This is a genomic window from Pedobacter sp. KBW01 (assembly GCF_003852395.1).
GTDB lineage: Bacteria > Bacteroidota > Bacteroidia > Sphingobacteriales > Sphingobacteriaceae > Pedobacter.
This window is the reverse complement of the sequence record NZ_QAJQ01000007.1, coordinates 51,231-76,650: the sequence shown is the minus strand read 5'-3', so window position 1 is coordinate 76,650 and position 25,420 is coordinate 51,231. Positions and strand designations below refer to the sequence as shown.

Annotated in this window: 15 protein-coding genes; all 15 read left to right on the top strand. The window is 43.0% G+C overall.

What is annotated here, in order from left to right; all coding sequences use genetic code 11:
* Positions 1 to 90 precede the first annotated feature (90 nt).
* The 15 genes from DBR40_RS07225 (at position 91) to DBR40_RS07160 (ending at position 25,371) form a co-directional block, all read left to right on the top strand.
* Positions 91 to 3,456, top strand: coding sequence for a SusC/RagA family TonB-linked outer membrane protein (locus tag DBR40_RS07225; protein WP_158674000.1), 3,366 nt, complete (start codon positions 91 to 93; stop codon positions 3,454 to 3,456).
* 24 nt (positions 3,457 to 3,480) lie between these two features.
* On the top strand, positions 3,481 to 4,899 hold the full coding sequence (locus DBR40_RS07220) for a RagB/SusD family nutrient uptake outer membrane protein (RefSeq protein WP_124559081.1): 1,419 nt from the start codon (positions 3,481 to 3,483) through the stop codon (positions 4,897 to 4,899).
* 12 nt (positions 4,900 to 4,911) lie between these two features.
* Complete coding sequence (locus DBR40_RS07215) at positions 4,912 to 7,491, top strand: metallophosphoesterase (protein ID WP_158673999.1); 2,580 nt, start codon at positions 4,912 to 4,914, stop codon at positions 7,489 to 7,491.
* A 90-nt stretch (positions 7,492 to 7,581) separates the two neighbouring features.
* Complete coding sequence (locus tag DBR40_RS27115; RefSeq protein ID WP_255420095.1) at positions 7,582 to 7,704, top strand: hypothetical protein; 123 nt, start codon at positions 7,582 to 7,584, stop codon at positions 7,702 to 7,704.
* Between the two features lie 193 nt (positions 7,705 to 7,897).
* Positions 7,898 to 8,320: a helix-turn-helix domain-containing protein gene (locus DBR40_RS07210; RefSeq protein WP_124559079.1), complete on the top strand. Its 423-nt coding sequence runs from the start codon at positions 7,898 to 7,900 to the stop codon at positions 8,318 to 8,320.
* Between the two features lie 239 nt (positions 8,321 to 8,559).
* A complete protein-coding gene (locus DBR40_RS07205) occupies positions 8,560 to 9,156 on the top strand; it encodes an RNA polymerase sigma-70 factor (protein ID WP_124559078.1) in 597 nt (198 codons plus the stop codon).
* 78 nt (positions 9,157 to 9,234) lie between these two features.
* Complete coding sequence (locus DBR40_RS07200; protein WP_124559077.1) at positions 9,235 to 10,413, top strand: FecR family protein; 1,179 nt, start codon at positions 9,235 to 9,237, stop codon at positions 10,411 to 10,413.
* A 229-nt stretch (positions 10,414 to 10,642) separates the two neighbouring features.
* A complete protein-coding gene (locus DBR40_RS07195) occupies positions 10,643 to 13,996 on the top strand; it encodes a SusC/RagA family TonB-linked outer membrane protein (protein WP_124559076.1) in 3,354 nt (1,117 codons plus the stop codon).
* Positions 13,997 to 14,007: 11 nt separating this feature from the next.
* A complete protein-coding gene (locus DBR40_RS07190; protein ID WP_124559075.1) occupies positions 14,008 to 15,429 on the top strand; it encodes a RagB/SusD family nutrient uptake outer membrane protein in 1,422 nt (473 codons plus the stop codon).
* A gap of 56 nt (positions 15,430 to 15,485) precedes the next feature.
* The gene (locus DBR40_RS07185) at positions 15,486 to 18,137 is read left to right on the top strand and encodes an alpha/beta hydrolase family protein (protein ID WP_158673997.1); all 2,652 of its coding nucleotides are present in this window, start codon (positions 15,486 to 15,488) and stop codon (positions 18,135 to 18,137) included.
* A gap of 6 nt (positions 18,138 to 18,143) precedes the next feature.
* Complete coding sequence (locus DBR40_RS07180; RefSeq protein ID WP_124559073.1) at positions 18,144 to 20,756, top strand: sugar-binding domain-containing protein; 2,613 nt, start codon at positions 18,144 to 18,146, stop codon at positions 20,754 to 20,756.
* Positions 20,757 to 20,869: 113 nt separating this feature from the next.
* Positions 20,870 to 21,388 carry a hypothetical protein gene (locus tag DBR40_RS07175; protein WP_233603825.1) on the top strand — a complete coding sequence of 173 codons (519 nt, stop codon included), beginning with the start codon at positions 20,870 to 20,872 and terminating at the stop codon, positions 21,386 to 21,388.
* A gap of 329 nt (positions 21,389 to 21,717) precedes the next feature.
* Positions 21,718 to 22,881 (top strand): ABC-three component system protein, encoded by a 1,164-nt coding sequence (locus DBR40_RS07170; protein WP_124559071.1) that lies wholly within the window; start codon positions 21,718 to 21,720, stop codon positions 22,879 to 22,881.
* Entirely contained in the window at positions 22,874 to 23,377 is a 504-nt protein-coding gene (locus DBR40_RS07165; RefSeq protein WP_124559070.1) for a three component ABC system middle component, read from the top strand. Before DBR40_RS07170 ends, DBR40_RS07165 begins: the two co-directional genes overlap by 8 nt.
* The gene (locus DBR40_RS07160; RefSeq protein WP_124559069.1) at positions 23,377 to 25,371 is read left to right on the top strand and encodes a DUF3732 domain-containing protein; all 1,995 of its coding nucleotides are present in this window, start codon (positions 23,377 to 23,379) and stop codon (positions 25,369 to 25,371) included. Before DBR40_RS07165 ends, DBR40_RS07160 begins: the two co-directional genes overlap by 1 nt.
* The last annotated feature ends 49 nt before the right edge of the window (positions 25,372 to 25,420 follow it).

The following is a 25,420-nucleotide window of genomic DNA, read 5'->3' as shown; positions in this document are numbered from 1 at the left end:
GCGCAACCAAGACAGTGTAAAAGTATGAAATTTATTCATCTATTTGGATGCAATACTTACTATGTCGCATCTAAAAAAATGTGGCGTATTATGAAATTGATCATCGTCATCATGACGGCCTTTATGGTGCAGGTCTCTGCATCAACTTTAGCCCAGAACATTACCCTAAAGGCAGATAACATCTCCCTAAGGGAAGCTTTCAGGGAAATCAAAAAACAGACCGGTTATTTGGTCGTGTACAAAACAAACGTAATCAATGGCAAACCCAAGGTAGATGTGGACCTTTCTAATGTGCCATTGGAAAAAGCCATGGGGGAGATCTTGAAGGATCAGGACCTGGAGTTTTCCATCAGGTACAATTCGGTAATGATCAAGGAGAAGGAAAAGCCCAGCTTTCTGGACAGGGTGGTGGACGCCCTCACTCCTCCCATTGATGTGCGGGGTGTGGTATTGGATGAGAAGGGGCAGCCGCTGCCGGGGGCAACCGTGAACATCAAAGGTTCGAGGCTGTCGATAGTATCAGATAAAAATGGCAAATTTCATATGCCGAATGTGGATGACAAAGCGGTATTGGTTATTTCTTACGTGGGATATGAGGAAAGGGAAGTTGTCGTGAAAGAGGAATTGACTATACAACTGAAATTCAAGCCAGCAGATCTTCAGGAGGTAAACGTTGCTTATGGAAGACAGGAACAAAGAACGTTAACTGGAGCGGTTACTGTAATTAGTGGCGATCAGATCAGGGATTTACCGAACAGAAGTTTTGATAAGAGTTTACAGGGATTGGTTCCTGGATTAGCGGTGACTAGCGGATCAGGACAGCCAGGGGGATTTACCAGTAACTTTATGCTTAGAGGAATCGCTACTGGAGGTGATGTAAGTGAAAGTGGGTTGAGTAGAAGTCCGTTGATAGTGATAGATGGTGTGCCGATCTTACAAGAACTAAGTGTTAGAAATGGCTTTGATGGTAACATTAGCTCAAACCCTTTGGCCCATTTCAACCCTTCAGATATCGAAACCATTACAGTACTCAAAGATGCATCTGCTATTGCTTTATATGGTTCAAGAGCGAGTAATGGTGTAATCTTAGTGACCACAAAAAAAGGTAAAAACGGTAAAACGCAATTTAACTTTAGATCTCAAGCATCAATTGCGTCAAGATTAGAAGGCAAAATTGACATGCTAAATCAGAATGAGTACCTGGAACTTTTATTTGAATCCTATCGTAATTCAACACCAGGTATTACGGATGCAGAAATCTTATCCGATCTTACCGAAATTGCTACTCCCAATACTAAACCGAAATTTCCCTCCTTTAACGATCAGTCTGGGAAGCTAACATTTTATCCTGCAGATGACTGGGGCAAAACGTATTACAAAAACAATTCGGTTACTTTAGTTAATGAATTATCAGCATCAGGGGGGAATGGCAATTCGAATTTTTATTTTGGTCTCGAATATAGTAGCCAAAATGGTGTGGTCAAAAATACCGGATTTGACAGGTATAGCGCTAGGTTGAATTTTGAGAATAGGGTTGCGAAGTGGGCGAAATTTGGTATTAATACATCAGTATCCTACAATGTCCAGTCTTCTAGCGGGCAAACAGGTGATTCTGAAATATTGTCAATATCCCCTTTAAATCCCATATACTTACCAAATGGCGACTTTAGGTATACATATGATTGGGGAACAAGTTTACTCGGGGTACCAAGTGCTAATCCTATTGCTGCATCGGAACTTAATTTTAATCGTAACCTTTCATATAGGGGATTGAGTAAGTTATATGGAGAGGTAAAATTGTTAAATGATTTTACAATTCTATCAAACGTTGGTATAGATTTTCTCCTCATGGAGAACACCCAAAAATTTCATCCGATGTTACCATTTTTCCAGACCTTGGACTTCGGTGGTGGAATAGACTTCAGGAACACGAGAAATACGAATTTAATAAATACAAATCTTTTAAAATATAATAAACAATTTGGTCTCTACCATAATATTGACATTCTTCTAGGACAAGAAGCACAGGTTCAGACTGAAATGTCCTCTGGGATATTCAGATATGGAATAAAGGATTTTCCCTTAACGGAACAGGCTAATGTCGGTACCTTGGCTGACGGGACAAGTGGTAAATTAAAGCAAACGATGCTGTCGTACTTTTCTCAACTTAACTATACGTACCGCAAAAAATATTTCTTATCTGGATCTATACGCACGGATGGGTCTTCCAGATTTGGTTCGAATGAAAGATTTGGCTCTTACTGGTCAGTTGGAGGAGGTTGGCTATTTTCTGATGAGAATTGGTTTGATGAAGTCAAAAATGTATTAAATTACATGAAACTGCGAGGAAGCTTTGGACCAGCTGGAAACTCTGCAGCAATTGCTGATGCTTACCGGTACGATAGACTTGCACGTGTTGATTATTTAGATGGAATCGCGTTATATCCCGATATCTTTAGCTTTCCGGGAAATCCGAATATCCAATGGGAAAAAACATTTTCAGTGAATCTCGGACTAGACCTTCGAATGATTAACAACAGATTGTCTCTCGGACTGGATTTATACCAAAGAAAAACGGTTGGCCTTATTTCACAGCAGATTAAACTTCCCCTTGCAACTGGCTTTACTTCATATAATGATAACATAGGAGACGTAAAAAATCGCGGGATAGAATTGACCTGCTCAGCTGATTTGATCCAGGGAAACATGTTTTCTTGGAATCTAATGGTAAATTGGAGCCGAAATAAGAATATACTGACAAAAGCCTATCTCCCCTTAGCTCGAATGCGCTCGGCAAACATGGCCAATGAGGTAGGTCGGGAGTATAATTCATTTTACCTTCCTGTATGGGCCGGGGTAAATCCTGAAAACGGTAGGCCCACGTGGTTTGATAAGAACGGCTCCAAAACTGAAAACTATTCCCTTGCCGAATTTTCGTTTGTTGGAAAAGCTCAGGCGGATGGTTTTGGCTCTGTTAATAATAGTTTCCGGTTTAAAAATTGGAACCTATCTGCAATGATTTACTATTCTTATGGCTCATCTATTTATTTCAATAATGAAATTCTTGTGAATGATGGAACAAATCCATTCATTAACCAGAGTAAAGGTGCACTGGACAGGTGGAGAAAACCTGGTGACATAGCATCTAATCCACGGCGTTTGTTATACGGGATTGCTGGAGATGTTTCTGACAATGGTTCAAGGCCATCAACAAGATATCTTTTTGATGGTGATTTTATTAGGCTTTCTAATGTTACATTGAGCTATAACTTGCCAAAGGATCTGATCAAGCGTTTCGGCCTGTCCGACTTACGTCTCTCTGCCCAGGGGAATAATCTGGCGACATGGACAAAATATTCAGGACAGGATCCGGAAAATATAAACGCTTATGGTAGCGGCGGATACCTTTACCCTCAACAGACAACATATTCATTTACATTGAATGCCAGTTTTTAATCTACTGGATAAAAAATAATTGACATGAAAATTAAAAAATCTATAGTTCTCATTTGTTTTTTACTAGGGCTAATGGGATGTAAAAAGGACTTCCTGGAAGTCACAAACGACAGCCGGTTAATTCGCCAGTCCTACGTTAATGATCTGAAAGGTCTTGAATCTTTTCAGAACGGCATCTATGTAATGCTCAATCAGCGTTTCGCAGATGGAATAGAAGAAGCCTATCCGGAATTGGCAGCTGACAACCTTAAACCTAGAGAATTTCCAGGATTGACCTTGATGTACAATTGGGCACAGGAAAAGGACGATTCAAGTGTTTTAAACCTGTCCAACACTGCGAAAAACTTAAATGCAGTTTGGGGCAATGGATATCTGATTATTAGGGCATGTAATTTCGTAATTGAGCAGTCAGGGAAATATCATAACGAAAATCCTACGAAAGCGAACAACCTAAAAGGACAAGCTTTGGCAATTCGAGCAATGGTTTTCTTTCGGCTTGTCAACTTTTTTGCCCAACCATTTAGTTTTACCAACGCTGCCACACATCCTGGAGTGCCTTATATCACGACAAGTGATATTACGAAGCCTTTTGTGCGGGAAAGTGTTGGCGAAGTTTATGATAAAATTATAGAAGACTTCAAAAGTTCGATTAATCTTTTACCAGAGCAAACTAGCGATGTAAGGTATATGAATCGTCAGGCTGCTGAAGCTTTGCTCGCAAGAGCATACCTTTTCAAAGGAGATTTTAAGAACGCAGCAGATCTTTCAGAAAAAGTGGGCTTGGCTGTACCAATGATGTCGATTGCTGCAGGCTATCCTGATGCCATGTTTGCAAAAAAAATAGGCGCAGGCATTGAGGTGTTATTTCAGGCAACACCAAGTGATGCATACTTCAGCCATTTTCTGGGTGAGTATTTTCGAGGCACTGAACCTAATTTTGATGCCAGTCAGGATATTGTTGAGATCTTAAAGGAAGACTCTGGGGATGCGCGATCCAGTTGGATTGGAAATGATATGACTATCACAAAATTCCCACTGTCAATAGCTGGCCTTAGAAGTACCCCGTCGGCAGATTATTATCAACCATTTATACGCTCATCCGAGTGTTTTCTAACAGCGGCAGAATCTTTCGCAAAACTCGGAAATGAAGATAAGGCAAGGGATTATATTAACGCGGTAAGACTTAGGGCTAATCCGACAGCTAGAAGAACGATGCTTTCAGGTGGACAACTTATCGATCTGATTGAAAGGGAACGAAGAAAAGAGTTATGCTTCGAAGGGTTACGTCTATTTGACCTCCGCCGGATAAAAAAGATTGTGACAAGAATTGATGCTTTACCTGGATCTCCTAAAACACTTCCATACCCAAGTGATAAAGCGATAGCGCCAATTCCTGTTCAAGACACTGAGATCGCGGGAATTCAACAGAATAATGGATATTAAATGCAATCTCTCATGAAAAAAATAATCTGTTATTTAATCACTTTTTTCGCTTTCAGTTTATCTATTGCTTGCGCACAGCAAAAAAATGGGTTAAGAGACAAAGCAATTACCATACAAGGAGCAATCACTTCTGGTACTGAAAGCTTAAAAAAGAGTAATTTGTATATTTATTCGGTCGACACAACAGCTTACGTTTACGAACCAAGAAGGATTTTGGCCACTGTAAACCGAACCATTTTTAAGTATGCATTTTCCTCCTCACATCCTGTTTTTATTGAAGGTGAATATCTGCCTACCGAAGCAAATACTATAATGTATCTAGCTGAACCTGGTGACTCTGTTATACTTAAAAGAAGCAACGCGGAGCTCGTTTTTATAGGGGAAGGTGCTGAGAAATACAATCTTATCCGAAATCTTACGAGTAAAAGATTTGCCAGCAAATCCCTTTATAAATCGCTTCCTGCTATATATAAGCCATTCACTTCTGTCGAAGATTTTAAGATATGGAATGATAGCTTAAACGTAAAAATGAACGGCGGTCTAGATTTGATAGAGTCTTATAAGTTCAAAATATCGCCACTTGCTTATGATGTCATCAAAAGTAGTTTTTTACAGGATATAGAGAAGCGTCGACTTGACTCCTTCTCACCTTTGTTGTCATGGGCATATACAGATAACGACAATAAGCGGCTAGAAAAAGGTATATCGCATGCCGAAATAAGCAAGCTTTATGACATAGCCTTCGTTAATCCGGCAACGAAGTGGCTTGAGTTTGAGAGTAATTATTTAGGAGATCCATATTTCATTTACCGTAAGTCAGAGTTTGATGCATTAAGGGAGAAAGAGCGTTGGTTTAAGTCAAATGAGAGGGATAGCAGCATTTTTGGAAATGAAAAAGCTGACGGTTATGTGTACCGGTATAATATGATCAAACGAAAATACAAAGGAATACAGCGAGAAAAAGCCCTTGCTTTCTTTTTCTATTACAATCGTGGAGCTATTTATCGTTTGGGATTTATTCCAAAGCTAGAATTGATGCTTGCAGACTATTATCAATCTTCGGCAGGCTTGAAATATAAAAAAGTAGTTAGCGCTTATGAACATGAAAGAAGAAGGGTTCTGGCAAGAACGGGACTAATGGATTTTGAACTAAACGACCGCAACGAAAAAATAGTGACAAAAAACGATTTTTTGGGCAAAGTGGTCGTCCTTGATTTCTGGTTTACTGGCTGTACCGGCTGTGTCCAGATGGCACCTGCAATTTCGATTGTGGAAGACTACTTTAGAGGAAATAAGGATGTTGTTTTCGTGAGTGTGTCAATTGATAAAGATAAAGATACTTGGCTAACAAGTGTGAATCAGGGGAAATATACTTCGAAAAACAGTTTACAGCTTTTTACGAAGGGGCTTGGCACACAGCACCCATTAATAAAATATTACGACATTACGGCCTACCCAAGTCTCCTGTTTTTTGACGCATTTGGCAATCTGTTAAGCCCAGAGGAAAAAGTTGATCCAAGAAGGGATAATGGTAAAGGATTAATTAATCTGATCAACAAACAATTAGCGGAAATTAACGATGGCCCTTATGTATTTGATGAGAATGGCCAAAAAACTGCATTTACTCTCAAAGGTCTAAAAAAAGATGGTAGCGATGTCAGTCAGCTAAGTATACAAAGTGATGAATTCCTCAAAAGATTCAATATAACTCTACAGAATAAAATCAACGTGCAGCCGTTTTCGTTCAAAAAAGCTGACAAGCTAGTCGCTTTATCGGATATAGAAGGCAATATGGAAAAGTTGAAGTTATTACTAATCAATAATGGTATTGTAGATGAAAATTGTAACTGGACTTTTGGCAACGGCCATTTAGTATTCTGTGGAGATATGTTTGACAGGGGCAACCAGGTTACAGAATGTTTATGGCTTATCTATTCGCTAGAAGATAAGGCTAAAAAAATGGGTGGTTATGTTCATTTCATTCTTGGGAACCATGAGATTATGAATTTGCAAGGTGACGTGTCCTATAATACAAGAAAATATGCAAATACAGCTAAAGTACTGGGAAAGTCAATTGCTGAGCTTTATAGTGAAAACAGTGAGCTGGGCAAATGGTTGCGCAGTAAGAACGTGGTGGAGCAGATCGGGGATCTGGTGTTTGCACATGGGGGTATTTCATCCAAAATCAATATTGCAGGATTGGGGATTGAGGAGATCAATAAATTAGCAAGACCAAATTATGCACTAAAGAGAGCAGATTATGGTGATGCCAATACCAATTTGGTAATGGACACCAATTATGGGCCGTTTTGGTATAGGGGATATTATGGAGAGAAACGGACGGCTGAAGCTTTGGTGGACAGTGTACTGGCACAATACAAGGCCAGACACATCATTACCGGTCACACCATTATTGCAGATACCATCAGTACACTTTACCACAACAAGGTGATCAATACCGATGTGCCGCATGCTAAGGGTAAAAGTGAGGCCTTGTTGATTTTGGGTAACAGCTTTTACAGGGTGAATGATAAGGGGCAGCGTTGGCTGTTGTTTAGGGATGAGGACAAAGTGCCTGTGGAAGGGAAATAGATTACTATGGCCTTACAGGGGATTTCAGGTGCTGAGCATAATCGGCTGATAGTAAAGCTGAGGTGTTTGGTTGTTACGAAATCTGCGGTGATGGAAGCGGAACTAGCCAGGGAGTTTGGGGTTTACCAGGAGCTGCTTGAAGGATTGAGGGTGCAGATTGAACGCTATGAGGAGGTGGCGGCGGTGGTGCGGGTTCCGGCGAAAACAAGATAATTTTTTTAGGAGTTAAGTTTGGTAGTGCAGCATCTGCTGCACTGCTTTTTTTCCTATGCGCTTGTTTTTGGATTGCTGTAAGGCTGTTAAGATATACCGCTTATTGCGGTTATTGTTAAGTTAGGTGAGGAGTGCTGGGGCCGGATGTGCTCCAGCATTTTCGTGTTTTTTATCGGATTAATTGCGCTTGATTATGGATAAGGTTGGACATTTTAGCCTGGATGGCAGGCTGTTTTATATTTATGAGGTACCGTTGAAGGTATTTGAGAAGGCTGAAGAGATCGGCGCGGAAGGTGATATTGCTAGGTTTGCGGAATTGCTGGAGGTGCATTACAAGGATCACCGGGAGACCGCTTTTTATGCAAAGCTGCTGGGGATGCGGCCAAGGAACCTGAACGGGATCATTAAGATGACTTTTGGGAAGCGGGTATACGGTGTGGTGATGGACAGGATGATGATGGAAGCTGAATTTTTGCTATTGGAGACTGATATGGCACTGAAGCTGGTAGCCTATGAACTGGGCTTTTCGGAGCTGAGTTATTTTTCGACCTATTTTAAGCGGGTTAGTGGAATGAGCCCGGGTGAATATAGGGAGAAGAAGAGAGCCGGGGCTTAATTGGGTTTGGCCTTTGAATTTGATTGGGTTGACAAATATAATTCGGTTTTTTACTTGTTGATCAGCCCGTTTTACTGAAAGATAAGGTTGATAGTGATGAAAAAGTTAATTGTGTGATTTTTGTTTTCCATCCCATTGCTGTTTTCGGGTTTTTGGGACTTTGAGTCTATTTATTTTGATCGGTAAATTTGGTATATTTAAGTGATATTCAGTACAAAGGCATTAGCAAACCGGTCCAAATGAAGGTCAGATCCCTGGAGAATGAGTCCGAACTGTTGGCAGCACTTGCCGGTGGTAGTGAGCGTGCCTTTGAGAAGATCTACTGGCACTATGTAGGGAGGATCCATCCCTATGTGCTTAAAATGGTTAAGGATGAGCTGGTAGCCGAGGAGATCGTGCAGGAAATTTTTGTACAGTTGTGGGAAAAGCGGGCTTTGCTTTCCTCGGTTCAGCATCCTACATCCTATATTTTTCACATGGCCAGTTCACGGACACTGAATTACTTAAAAAAACAGAGCAACCATTCCAGGATTTTGATGAATTATGCGCGCTTGGGTTCAGAGCTGGTGAATGCTACAGCGGATGATTTTGATCTGAAAGAAAGCGCTGCCATCATTGAGGAGGCTGTTGCACAGTTGCCAGAACAGCGCAGGCTGATTTTTGAAATGAGCCGCAAGCAGGGCATGAGCAATGAACAGATTGCAGATGAACTGTCCCTGTCACGCCAGACGGTAAAGAACCAGCTGGTGCATGCGCTAAAGTTTATCCGAAGCTTTATGGAGAAACGGCAGAAGCTGTTTTCGTTCGCCATATATTTCCTGTTAACAGGAAAATAACAATACTTTAAAATTTATTTTATATCCGGATAGTACGCTAGTACTTGTGGATTGTCTCATCGTTAAAACCGCAGAAATATGGACGATCAATCTACGCGTATCAAAGAACTGTTTTTGGCTTATCAGGATAACATAGCCACTGAGACGGAGGTGCAAGAGCTGCTGGAACTGTTGTCATCAGGAACTTCCGAGGAGGATGTGCTACTGTTGATGCAGCAGCAACTGACCCATTCAGAGGAACTTGGTGTAGATCAGGGACGTTACGAGCAGATCCTGCTTAAGATCAGAGCTGAGAGTGGTATGGGAAGAGGAAGGATTGTCCGCTTATTGCCAAGGATCGGCATTGCGGCGGCGGTAACGGTGGTGCTTTTTGGGGCGGGACTGATGGTCTATCAAATGAATAACGGGGATAAGGTGGTCAATGTAGCACAGGTTAACGATGTTGCCCCAGGGAGGCAATCCGCAACATTGACTTTGGCTGATGGCCGGAAGATCAGGCTGGCAGATGCATCAAATGGCAAACTGGCGCAGGAAGGTGGAGTAGTCATTAGTAAAGATGCTGCTGGTCGGATTGTGTATGAGATCAAGGAAAAAGATAACAGTAATAAAGTTAATACGATATCCACTGCAAATGGGGAGACTTACCAGTTAAGGCTCCCTGACGGTTCCCATGTATGGCTGAATGCCGCATCGACTTTAAGTTATTCGGCGGCATTGATAAAAGATGGGATGCGAAGGGTAGCGCTGAAAGGGGAAGGGTATTTTGAGGTAGCTAAAGACAAATTGCACCCATTTATAGTTTCAACTGCAGGACAGGAAGTGGAGGTACTGGGGACACAGTTCAATGTGAACAGTTATGCCGATGAAGCTGGTACAGCAACGACCCTGATCGAGGGTTCTGTAAAGGTGAGGGCTGGGGGCGAAAACAGGGTGATCAAGCCCGGGCAGCAGAGTTTGAATGTCAATGGAGGGTTAAAGGTAGCTACTGTAAATACCGAAAGCATAACCGACTGGAAGGATGGGGACTTTAACCTGGATGATGTTGACTTTAGGGAGGCGATGAGAAAGGTGTCCAGGTGGTACGATGTCGAAATGGTGTGTGATGCGGCTGTTCCCCTGCATTTCAAGGCCGGGGGGCTGGTATCCAGGAACCAGAAGCTTTCCGCAGTGCTGGACATGATCCAGCGGCTGGGCATAGTGGAATTCAAGATCAGCGGCAGAAAGGTATATGTGTATAAAACCGTAGTAAAATCATAAAAAAACATCATCTCCCTATAGAAAAACAGCAATTATTTATCAACCAAACCAAGCAGACAAAGAGATGAAAAGAAAGCAATTAGGATCAGGTTAACGAAGAATTAGACCGGCAGTGCCGGGCACCGCAGGTCTAAAGGTTCGGACAATCAATTATTATCAACTGTTTTACCGCAGGCTGCCCAAAGTTTTCTCAGGACCGTGGCAGGTCTGCAAACCAAACTAACCGTAAATGTACCAATATTATACCAAAAAAACGGGTATGGCGCATGCGTTGTACCGTAAAATCTGGCTCATCATGCGACTAACCACCGTATTATTGATCGTAAGCCTGATGCAGCTCAGTGCGGCTTCCTATAGCCAGCTGATCAGCATCAATGAAAAGAATGTGCCGCTGCGTTCGGTCCTGAAAGAGATCAGGAAACAGAGCGGCTATGATTTTGTCTATGACAGCCAGCTGTTAAGTACAGGGGTCAAGACCAGTATCAGTGTGAAGAATGCCACTATTGAGGTGGCATTAAAGGATGCCCTTTCAGGGCTGCCACTGGAATATGAGATTTCGGGGAACCGGGTGACCATTAGAAAAGCAAAGGAGAAAACTGTTATAGCGGATTTAACTGCCCGATTTCAGGCGGTGGATGTCAGGGGTAAAGTGGTAGATGAGGCGGGGAATGGCTTGGCTGGGGCCACTGTGAGTGTAAAAGGGGGAAAGGGGTCGGTCATAACCGGTTCTGGCGGAGAATTCCTATTAAAAAACATAAATGAAGATGCTGTCCTAACCATCTCCTACCTTGGATTTGTGACCAGGGAGGTTAAGGTGGGGAGGGAAGAGCTACTCATCCGTTTAGTGGTCAGCAATTCCAAGCTAGATGAAGTTCAGGTTCAGGCCTATGGTACGACATCAAGGAGGGTAGCGACGGGTAATATCTCTACAGTTAAGGCAGATGATATTGTGAAGCAGCCTGTAAACAATCCTTTATTGGCGCTTCAGGGAAGGATCCCGGGAATGACTATTGATCAACAGAGTGGCGTGCCGGGAGCAGCATTGAAGATAAAGGTCCGTGGACAGAACAGCCTGAATTATTCGGAGCCGTTGTACGTTGTTGACGGGGTGCCTATTGATCCCAATGTACAGAGTGTACTGGGTGCAATGCCTTTAGCTGTTGATAACAATGGGTTCGGGAGACAGGCAATATCTGCCTTTAGCTTGATCAATTCTGCAGATATCGCCTCTATCGATGTGCTCAAGGATGCCGACGCAACCTCTATCTACGGATCAAGAGGTGCAAATGGCGTAGTGCTGATCACCACAAAGCGAGGAGAAGCAGGAACCACCAAAGTGAATTTCAACCTCTCCCATGGAGCATCGGAAGTCTCGAGGAGGTTAGCTCTTTTAAATACCAGGCAATATCTGGATATGCGTTATCAGGCCTTCAGGAACAATAACCTCCCTGTCCCAACTACCCCTATATTCAATAACTATGACCTCACTGCTTTCGATACCACCAGATACACAGACTGGCAAAAAGAACTCCTGGGAGGTGTTGCTTCGTTAACTAATCTGCAGATGAGTGTTACCGGAGGCTCTAAAACTGTACAGTATATCATCAATGGCGGTTATCAGAAAGAGACCAATCCTACTGTTGGCGATTATGGCGATCAGAAGGGCAACCTTCACGTTGGCCTGAATGGAAGCTCATTGGACAACAAACTAAAGACACAACTTAACCTCAGTTATCTGATCAACAACAATACCGCTCCACCCACTGATTTTACGGCAGCGGCAATGACATTGGCCCCGAATGCGCCGGCATTGCGCGATTCAAATGGAGATATCAATTGGCAGACACTGCCGAATGGAAACTCTGCCTGGACAAATCCTTTGGCCGCGTTGAACAACCTGTATACTGCACGTAATCATAACCTGATCTCAAGTGGACTTGTCTCTTACAGTTTCGGATACGGCATAGGAGCGAAGATCAGCGGGGGATATAATCTGACGCAGGGAGAGACCTTTCAAGGAACGCCCTTTTCAGCTATTGCGCCGGAACGGCGTCCAGATGGTTTGCGGAATGCTTTAAGGTTTAACTCGACTGCCAGCTCCTGGGTAGTGGAGCCTCAGCTCACCATTGAGCGCATCATCGGGCCTGGAAAATTTTCTGCCTTATTGGGCGGGACACTGCAGGAAAACAGCAACGGTTCTATCAAGACTGATGCAGAAGGGTTTCCAGATGACCAGAGCCTTGGTAACTTTGCCGCTGCAACAATGTTCCGTAGTGAGACATCGGAAAACCTTTATAAATACAGTGCGGTATTTGCACGCCTAAATTATAATATCGGTGACAGGTATATTGTGAATATCAGTGGACGCCGTGATGGAAGTTCGAGATTTGGGCCTGGTAACCAGTTCGGTAATTTTGGTTCTGTGGGAGCTGCCTGGATATTCGGAGACGAAAAGTGGATCAAAGAAAATATCGGCGTATTGAGTTTTGGAAAACTTCGTGCGAGTTATGGTTCTTCCGGGAATGACCAGATTCCCGACTATAAATACATGAAACTTTACTCCTATACACAGGAAAATTATCAGGATAAAAAAGCACTGTCAATAGATGGGCTTTATGACGGGTATTTTCATTGGGAAGTGACCAGAAAAATGGAGCTTGGATTAGATCTTGGGTTGTTTAACAACAGGATACTGATCAATGTGGCCTATTACAGGAACAGGTCGGGCAATCAGCTCGTCGAAGTAGCACTGCCTTCATTTGTCGGTACCGGAACGATCCGTGTAAACCGTGATGCTTTGGTACAGAATAGTGGAGTAGAATTTTCACTCAGCACGGTGAATATCAGGACTAAAAACTTTACCTGGACTACCTCCTTCAATATTTCTGCAAACAATAATAAGTTATTAAGGTATCCAGACTTAGCGGGATCAGTGGATGATGCTGTGCTGGATATTGGACAGCCGTTGAACCGTAACATCGTTTACAAATATGCAGGTGTGGACCCTCAGACTGGTTTATATCAGTTTTATGATAAAAATGGTAATGTTACCTCATCGCCCGTTGGCGAAGATGCTGCTTATTTTGTCAGTACAATGCCGAAATATTTCGGGGGATTGATGAATGGTTTTAGCTATAAGGGGCTTTCACTTGAGTTCCTATTGCAGTTTTCAAAACGTATTGGCAAGAATTACATCACAGGTCCCCGCCCGGGAGGTTTCAATGGTGGGCTTATCGGAAATCAACCAATAACGGTATTGGATAACTGGAAAAAACCGGGAGACCAGGCCACTATACAGAAATTTAGCCAGAACAGCAGTCTGAATAACCTCAATTCCATTTTCCAATCCAGTGATGCAGTATATACCGATGCCTCCTACATCAGATTGAAAAATGTTTCTGTTTCCTATGACCTGTTGACATTATTGCCGAAGCAGCGAATTTTCAAAAGCTTCAGACTGGTTGCAAGCGGGCAGAACCTGTTCACCATTACGCGGTACAAGGGACTGGATCCAGAGACCATGAGCACGGTTTTTATGCCTCCCCTCCGTACCCTCACCGCAGGACTTCAGATTGGACTTTAATTCATAAAAAAATGAAAACGAAACTTAAAATCATTATATTATTTACGGCCCTTGTGTACAGCTCGTGCAAAAAATTTGTAGAGATAGAAGGGCCGATTAATAAGGTCAACGAGACACAGGTATTTACCAGAAACGATCTGGCTATTTCGGCCATGACCAGCATTTATTATTCCATTTCGGTATTGAATTCCCAAAGGGCAACTTTTGTCGGCCTGTTCGGGGGACTGTCTGCAGATGAGTTCCAATCCTTCGGAGTAGAACCGGATGACCAGTACAGCAATTCACTTAATGCGAATTCAAGTCTTGTACCTTTTGCTTACTGGACTGCGGCCTACGAAAATATATTCAGGGCCAATGTGATGCTCGAAGGTCTTGAAGCCTCACCAATGATCAGCGATAAAATCCGTTCCCAATTGATCGGAGAAGCAAAGTTTGCCCGTGCCTTCCAATATTTTTACCTGGTAAATTTGTATGGCGCAGTTCCTTTGGTTCAATCATCTGATTACAAAAAAACAGTGAGTCTACCACGCTCAGCTCCTGAAGAGGTATACGCTTCGATCATCGGCGATCTGACTCAGGCACGGGAACTACTGGGCAAGGATTACTTGAACAATGAACTTCAGTTGACCTCACAAAGTAAACTCAGGCCCAATTACTGGGCAGCAACTGCACTCTTGGCCAGGGTCTACCTCTATAGAAAGGACTGGACCAAAGCAGAGCAGCTCTCGACGGAGATTATTGGTTCGGGGAAATTCAGTTTAAAGGATAACCTTGATGAGGTATTTTTAAAGAACAGTACGGAGACCATATGGGAACTTGAACCTGTGGGGCAGCGGGCGAAGACAGTGGAGGCCAAAACATTTTTGCTGACCACGCCACCCAACTTTGAGAAGCCCTACGCACTTTCACCATCACTGGTTAGTTCCTTTGATCAGGTAGATGAGAGAAGGACACACTGGATTGGTACTTTTACGGACACGGACCCAAATCCTGCAATAGATTATCACTTCGCGAGGAAATATAAACTGGAAGATCCTGATGCCGAGATTATGGAATTCTCCGTTGTTTTGCGGCTTGCCGAACAGTACCTGATACGTGCGGAGGCCAGAGCACAGTTAGGGAAACTGACTGGTACAGGGAGCTCCCAGGCCGATATCAATGCAGTCAGAACACGCGCGGGTCTTACTGGCACACCAGCTGAAGATTTAGCGGAAATGCTGCTGGCCATAGAGAATGAAAGGAAATTTGAACTGTTTACCGAATGGGGTGACCGCTGGCTTGACCTTAAAAGAACAGGTAGGGTTGATGCGATCATGCCCTCTGCTGCTATTGCAAAAGGGGGAAGCTGGGAGCAGACAGACAAACTTTTTCCGATACCCTTTTCGGAAATCAATAGGAATCCGAATCTAAAACCGCAAAACCCCGGCTACTAAAAATGATGATTGGCCGGTTATCTTCCGGCCAGTCACTTAAAGTGAAACTAAAAAAAATGAGAAAGAAACTAATCCTGCCAATGGCCTGGATGCTAATGTTATGCACCAGTGCCGTGGCCCAGGGCAATTTGGGGAAACCTGCCCTTGACCTGGACACAAGATATGTCTCCTGGGAAAAGGTGGTGGACCGGAACATCGTGCTCAGTCATAACGGCAAGTATTGTGTGTACCGGATAGACGGTGGTACGCAGGGTACCAGTAAGGCTATCGTTCAGGGAACAGCTGAACAATGGGAAGTGACAATTGAGGGCGGAGAGGAGTATAAGGTTAGCGATGACGATAAGTTTGTCTATTTATTGACTGGAAAACGGTTGTGCATTTTTGAAGTGGCGACGCGAAGGAAATCCTATCTGGAAAACATTGTCTCATTCCATGTCGGAAAGGTAGTGGGGAAAAATGGTCTGATCTGTCTTCAGGCCGGTAATAAAATGCTTGTGGGGGTTCCTGGAGACTTAAGAGCCGTAACTGGAGTAGAACGTTATTATTATACAGATAACAACCGGCATTTACTGTACAGTATGGGGGATAAATGTTTTGTTGTTGACCTTGAAAAGAATGTGCCAGTTCAGTTGAAGTCCATAACTAATATTGATACCTATTGTGAATATGGGGATAGGATCGTTTTCTCCTATGCAGACGATGAAGGCAGGAACAGACTGGGTTTCTACAATGGGGGATCGGAAGTCATACCATTGGTTGATCAACAGAAATTATTTCCGCTCGGGAATGTAAAATTTACCGGTTCAAGATTCCAGTTCAGCAGGGACGGAGAAAGGGTATTTTTCTTTTATGACACAGCAGACACGGCTAAACATGTGGAGGCTAACCCGTCAGATGCCAAAGTATATGCATCGCTTACCTACGCAGAAACACAAGATCCCGATCAGCTTAAAATTGCAACCGTTGAGCTAAAAACAGGAAAGATAATCCCATTATGCAGCAATTTTGTAATGGAAGGTTTTTCGTCCAAAGTGGTATCAGACTCCTTACTGCTTTTCTACAAACGGAAATATAACAATCGTTTGCCCTGGTGGGATGAAAAAGCCAATGAACATAACATCTCGCTTATTTCATTAAAAAACGGAGTGAGCCATCAGATTGCCAATGTTAACCTTGGCTTGGTCTGCAGATTTTCCCCCGACGGAAAATATGTGATCTATTATGACAGAGGAAAGCGCTCGTATATGTCTTACAGCATAAATGACCATAGGACTGTTAATCTTTCGGCATTGGTTGCCTATCCAACTTTTGAGGAGGCGTGGTCGAATGCAGATGCTCCTTCTGATGGGTATGGTATACAGGGATTCACCGGGTCAGACGAGATACTTTTGGCAGACCGGTATGATATCTGGAAGGTTAAACTCAATGGAACAAAAGTGGGTACAGCCCTTACGGGAGGTGAGGGCAGGAGGAAAAAGATAAGTTTGCGCATCGTTAATTTTGATAGGGAACAAACAGGAATGTTTAGGCCCGATCAGACCATGTTACTCTCTGCATTGGATGAAAATACCAAGGATCAAGGCTTTTACAAGTGCCAGCTTAAGGACGTTCCCTCACTTATCAAATTGACTATGGGACCTGATTTTCTGTTAAGTGGAGATTCATACAGACAATCCTTCGTTGGACCAATACCATCCGCTTTTAGTATCGGTCCCATCAAAGCAAAAAAGGACAACGCTTATCTTATTCTCAAATCTGAAAAAAACGCCAGTCCCAATCTTTTCTTTACCCGGGATTTTAAAGCGTTTCGCCGGCTTACCTCGGTTTACCCCGAGCGCCGGTATAGCTGGTTTAACTCATCATTACTTAACTATACAGTAAATGGGAAGCCTTCGAAGGCTATTGTATATAAGCCGGAAAACTTCGATCCAAACCTCAAGTACCCGGTCATATTCTATTATTATGAACATATAAGTGATTTTAAGAACCAGTTTCTTTTCCCTGACCTCAGTGGAGGTCCGCTTGCCATACCCTATTTTGTGAGTAATGGTTATATCGTTTGCGTACCAGATATACAGTATAAAATCGGGTATCCGGGAAAATCTGCACTGGCCTGCATTCTTGGGGCCGCCAGTGAATTAAAAAAGCTTGATTGTGTTGATTCTACACGTTTGGGGCTACAGGGGCACAGCTTTGGCGGGTATGAAACTAATTATGTCATCTCACATAGTAATCAGTTCAAGGCCGCAGTTTCTGCTGCAGGGGTGAGCGATCTGATAGCTAAAACATATGGTTTCAATAATGCGAACGGCACTTTTCATACTGAACAGGGGCAGGGTAGGATCGGGGTTCCACTATGGGAAAATCCAGCGTTATATATCCAAAATTCACCGATTTACGCAGCGGATTCAATTCGTACCCCAGTGCTGATACAGGTTGGGAGCTTAGATTCCTCAGTACCATCCACACAGGGCCGGGAGCTTTTTTCAGTGCTGAAGAGACTTGGACGGCAGGCATGGCTGATCGATTACCCAAGAGCCGGACATATTTTGACCAATGAGTCAAGCAATGATTATACGGTCAGGATCAAACAGTTTTTTGACCACTATTTAAAAGATAAGCCGCTCCCAAAATGGATGAGCCTGGGAATTTCCGGGCAAGAGGGGCTACAACTTGAAGCCAAAGAAATCAATAAACAAAATAAATAAACACGAATGAATAACTTGAAATTTTATGCACTGTTGCTTTTCACTTGTTTAAGCACAATGAGGCTATCGGCTCAACAGGAGGGCTGGACTGCAAAGGAAAATGTATTGCCTACAAGATGGGCAAAGGAAGTATCCCCCGCACGTACCCATAATCTTTATCCCAGACCACAGATGGAAAGGAATAAGTGGGAAAATCTAAACGGATTATGGCAATATACCATTACGGATCGAAAGGCAGCCAAGCCTGTTTTTGGGAACGACAAAATTCTTGTACCATATCCGATTGAATCTGCACTTTCGGGTGTTAAGAAGGCATTACAGCCCGATGAGTTCCTGTGGTATCAGCGAAAAATCGTAAAGCCAAAGATTGGGGCCGGCGAACGGGTTATCCTTCATTTTGGGGCAGTCGATTACCAGGCTGTAGTTTACCTCAACGGGGAGAAGTTAGGGGCACATATTGGTGGCTACACAGCATTTGATTTCGATATTACCGATCGTTTAAGAGAAGGTGAGAATACACTTATGGTCAGGGTTTTTGATCCCAGCGATAAAGGGAACGGGCCTCACGGTAAGCAGGTACTCAAACCGGAAAGTATATACTACACGCCCAGCTCCGGGATATGGCAAACGGTATGGATGGAAACCGTTCCTGCGGAGCATATTGAGGGTTTAACGATAACACCTGATATTGACAGGTCGTTGGTCAATGTTACCGTTAATGCGGCGTCAAATAAAGAAGTTACTTTAGTAGCAGCTGGAAAGGCTATAAAGGGGAGGAGCAATAAGACGATCAGTATTCCGATATCAAACACCAGATTATGGAGCCCGGATGATCCATATCTTTACCAACTCTCAGTTCGAATGGGCAGAGACAGGGTGAAAAGTTACTTCGGGATGCGCAAGATCAGCATCGGAAAGGATGATCAGGGCGTCGATCGTATTTTATTGAACAACAGGTTCACCTTTAATCTTGGAACCCTTGACCAGGGGTTCTGGCCAGATGGGCTGTATACTGCGCCCAATGACGAGGCACTCGCTTTCGACATCAAGGCAATAAAATCAATGGGTTTCAATACCATCAGAAAGCATATTAAGGTAGAACCGGCAAGGTGGTATTATTATGCTGATAAACTTGGGTTGATGGTATGGCAGGACATGGTAAATCCCAATCAGGGATTGCCTGAAGGGAGCAGGGAGGTTTTTGAATCCCAGAACGCCGAGATCATCAAACAGCTACACAATTACCCTAGCATTACCACTTGGGTATTGTTCAACGAGAAGTGGGGAGCATATGACCAGGCGCATTTGACCAGGTGGTTAAAGGAAGTCGATCCTACCAGGATAGTCAACGGGCACAGTGGAGAGTACCTATATGTTAATAATCAATTGCGAAGCCCAAGTCCGGACGCTTATGTTAATTCGGACATGACCGATGTGCATGCCTATCCAGATCCTATGATCAGTTTGAAACAAGATGGAAAAGCACAGGTTTGCGGTGAATTCGGGGGAATCGGCGTACCCGTACCGGGACATCAGTGGACTGATCTTACAGGTTGGGGGTATGTGCAGGTACTTCCCCGGGAGCTTGATAAGAGATATGATGAGATGGTTAAAAAACTACAAACACTAGTTCCCAAGGGACTTTCTGCAAGCATATACACGCAGCCATTTGATGTAGAGGGTGAGGAAAATGGCCTGATGACATACGACAGGGAGGTGATTAAGATCCCACTGAAGCGTCTACGTGAGATACACAGCCAATTGATAAAACCCGAGGATAAAAGCTTTTCAATTGATCCTGGTTTCTCAATTGGGACCGATATAGATCCTAATGACACGGATGAGCGGTATGCGGAATTTTTGAAACTATTTAAGGATGGAAAAAATGATTCCATTTTCTTAAGAAGATTAGTTTTGATGTCTTTAAGGCAAAAAGATGATTCAAACACGCAAAGGATTGCAGATGTTTATTTTTCTGTCATCCAGTCTCCGTTAAGCCCCGATAACCTAACTGTGCTCCAGAAAACCACGCAAAGTACATCTTCCGGCGCATTTGCTAAGTTGTTTTCGGCCTACAACTTACAAAAGGATTCAGCGGCTAAATCAGAGATAGGCAAATTGGTAAAAGATGTGATTGACGGTGAAATTAAATCTGTTGTTTTTGACAAGAACAAAGCGCCGGATTTTTTGCAATTGAGAACAGAAGCAGATAAGTTCGGGCCGATTGGCGAGCAGGCCATCCTAGAAAACATCGCTTTATACTACTATTTTCAAAAAAATCTCCCGGGTTTTGTGAAGACTAAAGCAGAGATTTTGGCAAAATATCCATCCTTGCTCTCAAATTTTACACTTACCAATGATACCTGGTTTATCTTTTTACATGCTAACGATGAACAAGATCTCGTTACTGCACTGGAATGGACCAAGCGGTTACTCAGCAGTGAGCCAAATAATAATGCAGCCATGGATACCCATGCGAATATCCTTTATAAATTGGGTCAGAGAGAAGAAGCTTTAAACTGGGAAAAGAAAGCGTTAGCAATTGATCCTCAAAATAAAGAAATCAAAGAAAATTACAATAAAATGCTGAATTCCTTGCCTACCTGGCCTGTGAAATAAGCTTCGGGTAATCAAAACAAGTAATCATCCCCGAGGCAGTTTGTTCCCATATCCGACAAGCTATGGTAGGACTGATTTACTCGTGGTATATCAATAAAGAAAGAATAATAGATATGAAAAATAGGATCATCAAGCTGGCTGTGTTAGCCATTGCATTCATCAGTTTAACTTCAAGCAAGTTATTTAAAGCAGAAACGGACTTTTCCGGGAAATGGACGATAGATTATGAACGTAGCCGCATGGCAGACAAGCCATTTCCGAATACCGGGAAGAAAAGCTTGAAGATATCCCAGTTATCCGATAGGATGGTTTTGGAGAAGTTTTCGGTAGACAGTTCGGGAAAAGAGCAGTCGAGGCTGGATACGGTGGTATTTGATGGTAAACAGCACCTGGTGGCTTTAAGCAATGGGCTGCAGGTATTGAAGACTGTTAATAGGAGCTGGTCTGCCGATGGAGGTGTGATGACATTGAAATCTGAGATGGTAATGGGCAGTGAAGAGGAAGCGGTGGTGATCAAGATCACAGAGGACTGGAAGATCGAAGAAGGTGGAAGAAAACTGGTATTGCTTACCGCAGCGGTGTTTCCGGACCACACTGAAAAAGGGGAGCTGGTTTATTTAAGGGATAAATAGGTAATAACAAATGTTAACTATATAGGTTATTGTTACGTTGTAGTAAAGGAGTGCCGGGGCTGCGAGAGTTCCGGCCTTTTTCCTTTAGTCTAGTATTAAACGCTTTCCGTCTATGGATAAAATTGAATACCTGACTGTAAAAGGCGGAGATGCCAGGTATCCAACAAGCAGTATTGAAAAGGATGAACACGACTTAATCTAGAAAAAACTTGAAGTACTGGTGGGATATAGGATCTTGCTGTTTTTAAGCATTCACCCAATAATTAAGTTACGATTTTAATTTTGAAAATTATGTGTATGTTTGAGAATAGTATAATAAAGAAAAACTAATGGGAACTAACGCTCCAGGTCAACTATTAGGTTTTTCGCTACAATTTCCAAGAGCTCTATGGCACCTGCTGACCAGTGGTCCGGGTGATAAAATCAGCTTAGAGGTATTGGGAGATGTTGGCGTTGCTAAAGAAGACCAATCAAAACTCGCTGAAGAGGATAAATCATCCCAGAACGGCAATCCTGTAACGGACCTATCGTCTGATCTATGGAAAACTTTTTACAACTGGACCAATCAGGTCATTAGTGGAGAACTCGATCCTGCAAACACAGTTTTTATGCTTTACGCAAACAAAAAAGGCAGAAAAGGCATAGTAGATTCATTTAATAGGGCAATAACGAAAACTGATGCAGATGCGGCAATCCAGACTGCCCTTCTAAAAGTTAAAAAGATAGATTCAAAACATGAAATTTTTAAGCATGTAGATTTTTTGAGTAAGCATACATCTGAATTATCGTCTGTTGTTGAAAAGTTCGAATTCGTTACGGGTAGCGGAACGGGTTTAAAAGAAGTTGAGAAAGCAATCTTGACCAAACACGTGGGCGTGAATCAGGTTGATTATTTAAAGCAGAGGCTGCTGGGATGGTTGTTTGAAGACGTAATGGCTAAGCTTGCCGTGAAGCAGCAGGCAGTTATAACTTGGGAAGAATTCGATAAAAATGCGACCAAATTTCTCGAAAGCGCGCGTAAGCGAGAACTTATCGATTTTGCACTTGAATTTCCACCTAATGAAGAGGATACAAAAAAGCAAAAACTGCAGCGTCCACTGTATATTCAACAGTTAGAAGCTATCGATAGTGATGATGATGAAATCCAGGACGCAGTTACTGCTTTTCTACGCGCTAAGGTGAATAGGCAAATGTGGATAGAGAATGAACTCATTGATGAGGATGTTGCTTTAGATTTTGAAGGAAAGCTGATGTCCTTTTGGCGGAATAGCGAAAAGGAGGTACGGATTACCCATTCTGCACTTCCAGATGTCAGCAAAGGGCAACTGGTCTACCTGGCCTGTATGAAGAGACAATTGCTGATTAAAAATCAGGAACCGCCCATCTACACAATAGCAGGTTCTTACCACTTGATGTCCAATGGCCTAAGTCTAGGCTGGCATCCCAATTGGAAAACTTCGTTCAAACCACTAAATAAAGCAGAAGATGAGTGAATTGATTGAAGAGGTAAAGATATGGAACACTCCTGCGGTAGGTGCGTTTTTACTTTATTGGTTCACTAAGGGTTTTGTATCTGCCCATCAGGAAGGAGCGGCACCGAATGCGCTTAACCACTTTATAGCGGGTGCAATATTGACCAATGACAAGCTAAAAGCGCCTATTAGCAATATGCGGAATGACCTGCAGTCCTACGTGCGCAGTTTTGAAGACCACAAGAACTCAGACCTGTTGCTGGATATCCAGCAGCGCGTGAAAGCCAAACTGTCTTATACCTGGGCAGCAATAGATATTGCTGTTTCTACGGGCCTACTTTTTTGGGAGCCCGATGAGGCCAGCCTTTATGTAAGGAGTGGCGAGGAATTACTAAAAAGGGGCAATGCTCCCAAACCGGACCTAAAAAGAGACGGAGAAAAAGCAGAAATATTAGGCAGGTGGTTCGCCGAGCATGATATCAGTACCGTTTGTACATACCTTAAAATAGTACTTTAATGAAATTTCAGATATTAAAATTAATTATATGGCCGAAACTCGAAGGTACCCTGCCTCAGGTGATCGAGTTTGTTCCGGGAAAGCTCAACGTAATTACAGGTTCCTCAAGAACTGGTAAATCAGCGATAATTCCCATTATCGACTATTGCCTGGCCTCAAGCGATTGCTCGATACCAATTGACACCATTAGGGATCATGCATCCTGGTATGGCATCGTTGTTGAAACAGCCATGGAGCAGATTCTCATAGCAAGAAGGGCTCCAGTGATCAACAAATCACCCAATCATTTCTATTTATTGAGGGGAGAAAAACTGGTTGTCCCCGTCGTTTTAGTTGAATCAAATGAAACGCTCGACGGCATCAAACTGATGTTAGATGGCCTTTCTGCGCTACCATATCTGGACCTTAACAGTTCAGGAGAGAAAACCTCATATCAGGCCCGTTTAGGATTCAGGGACCTGATGGCTTTTGTATTTCAGAGCCAGGATATTGTGGCCAACCAAAATATATTGTTTTACAAAACCCATGCACATGAGCACAGGGAGAAACTACGCAACTGGTTTCCGTTCATCATAGGAGCGGAAACTACCGAAATCCTTCAGGCGAGGATCAGGATACAGGAAATAGAACGTAATCTGAACCGCTTAAAGCGTGAGGTTGAACGTATGGGAACTGTTTCTGCGGCCTGGGTTGCAAATATGCAGGGACATCTCCGGATTGCTGGGGAATATGGATTGCTTCCGGATGATTATGAAGAATCTACCGATCCCTCCATTCTTTTGGAAACCGCTGCAAGTTTGTTGCATACCACTCCGGACCACTCGAAAACAGCCGCTGGAGACATTCAGACTTCCAATGCCGAGAGACTTGAAATGGAGCGTAAGGAGGAAAAACTTAGCATCAGTATCGCTTCCATTAAGAAACGCCTGCATGATCTTAAGGACCTACAATCGGGCCTATATAACTACGGCAACTCGGTGAGACGCCGCAAGGACCGTCTGCATATCTCACAATGGTTGCTTGATATGGACAGCGAAGGTGGTCCTTGTCCTTCATGTGGCAGTGCTGAACATCCTTTGGCACGCCACGAGATTTTAAAGATTGCAAACGTATTCCAACAACTTGAGGGGGAGTCAAAAAAGGTTGCGGAGATCCCCGGTGCATTTCCCCGGGAAGAAGAAAAGCTTAAGATCGATCTAGATAGATTACTAGAAGAGAAGAAAATACTTCAGGACAGTTTTGACCTGTTGCGGGCGAGAGATCAAAAGGTTCAGCAGGAATTTCAGCAAAATAAGAACATGTACCTTTTTCTCGGCCAGTTGAAGGCTAACTACGATTATTTTCAAAAACTGAATGACGGCGGAGAGTTTCAAAGGGATATCGAACGTTTGCAGGCTGAATATGATAGGCTAAGCAAGATTGTAGACATTCAGGGCGTCAACAGGAGAATTGCCGCTGCAACAGAGCGGATTTCTAGCAAAATGTTGACCTATCTGAAAACACTTGATGTTGAAGATAAGTACAAAGAAGTCCCTCCCAGGTTTGATATAAAAGATTTAAATATCAAGGTCTTGGGTAGTGGAGACCATTGGTATTTTCTGTCTGAGGTGGGAAGTGCATCCAACTGGGTATCATTCCATATAGCTCTGATGTGTGCACTACAGGAATTTTTCAAAGATCTTAAAAATTCAGCCGTTCCTGGTTTTGTGATATTTGATCAACCTAGTCAGGTGTACTTTCCAAAATTAAGTAAAGCCCAATCTGCAGAGATTGGAGAAATAGATGTTCAGTTTGAGGAGGATGAGGATGCCGAAGCAGTGAAGAAAATTTTCAGGACTATTGCCAATTGTATCAAACAAAGTAATGGAAGTTGGCAGGCGATTATTCTGGACCATGCCGATCAGAGCATCTACGGTAATGAAGATGTACATGAAGTTGCAGTTTGGAGAGATGGAAACAAATTGATACCGACAGAATGGATACTTCGACAGTAAAATTATTCTGACAGTTAAATCTGCGTTTTTAGGTCGCAGTAGCCACTGA

Bases quoted from the DNA above. Each gene is read 5' to 3' on its own strand.
- DBR40_RS07205 (WP_124559078.1), top strand. From the start codon at position 8,560: ATGAAGGTCAGATCCCTGGAGAATGAGTCCGAACTGTTGGCAGCACTT.
- DBR40_RS07160 (WP_124559069.1), top strand. From the start codon at position 23,377: ATGAAATTTCAGATATTAAAATTAATTATATGGCCGAAACTCGAAGGT.
- DBR40_RS07210 (WP_124559079.1), top strand. From the start codon at position 7,898: ATGGATAAGGTTGGACATTTTAGCCTGGATGGCAGGCTGTTTTATATT.
- DBR40_RS07170 (WP_124559071.1), top strand. From the start codon at position 21,718: ATGGGAACTAACGCTCCAGGTCAACTATTAGGTTTTTCGCTACAATTT.
- DBR40_RS07180 (WP_124559073.1), top strand. From the start codon at position 18,144: ATGAATAACTTGAAATTTTATGCACTGTTGCTTTTCACTTGTTTAAGC.
- DBR40_RS07220 (WP_124559081.1), top strand. From the start codon at position 3,481: ATGAAAATTAAAAAATCTATAGTTCTCATTTGTTTTTTACTAGGGCTA.
- DBR40_RS07225 (WP_158674000.1), top strand. From the start codon at position 91: ATGAAATTGATCATCGTCATCATGACGGCCTTTATGGTGCAGGTCTCT.
- DBR40_RS07185 (WP_158673997.1), top strand. From the start codon at position 15,486: ATGAGAAAGAAACTAATCCTGCCAATGGCCTGGATGCTAATGTTATGC.
- DBR40_RS07165 (WP_124559070.1), top strand. From the start codon at position 22,874: ATGAGTGAATTGATTGAAGAGGTAAAGATATGGAACACTCCTGCGGTA.
- DBR40_RS07195 (WP_124559076.1), top strand. From the start codon at position 10,643: ATGTACCAATATTATACCAAAAAAACGGGTATGGCGCATGCGTTGTAC.
- DBR40_RS27115 (WP_255420095.1), top strand. From the start codon at position 7,582: ATGGAAGCGGAACTAGCCAGGGAGTTTGGGGTTTACCAGGAGCTGCTT.
- DBR40_RS07175 (WP_233603825.1), top strand. From the start codon at position 20,870: ATGAAAAATAGGATCATCAAGCTGGCTGTGTTAGCCATTGCATTCATC.
- DBR40_RS07200 (WP_124559077.1), top strand. From the start codon at position 9,235: ATGGACGATCAATCTACGCGTATCAAAGAACTGTTTTTGGCTTATCAG.
- DBR40_RS07190 (WP_124559075.1), top strand. From the start codon at position 14,008: ATGAAAACGAAACTTAAAATCATTATATTATTTACGGCCCTTGTGTAC.
- DBR40_RS07215 (WP_158673999.1), top strand. From the start codon at position 4,912: ATGAAAAAAATAATCTGTTATTTAATCACTTTTTTCGCTTTCAGTTTA.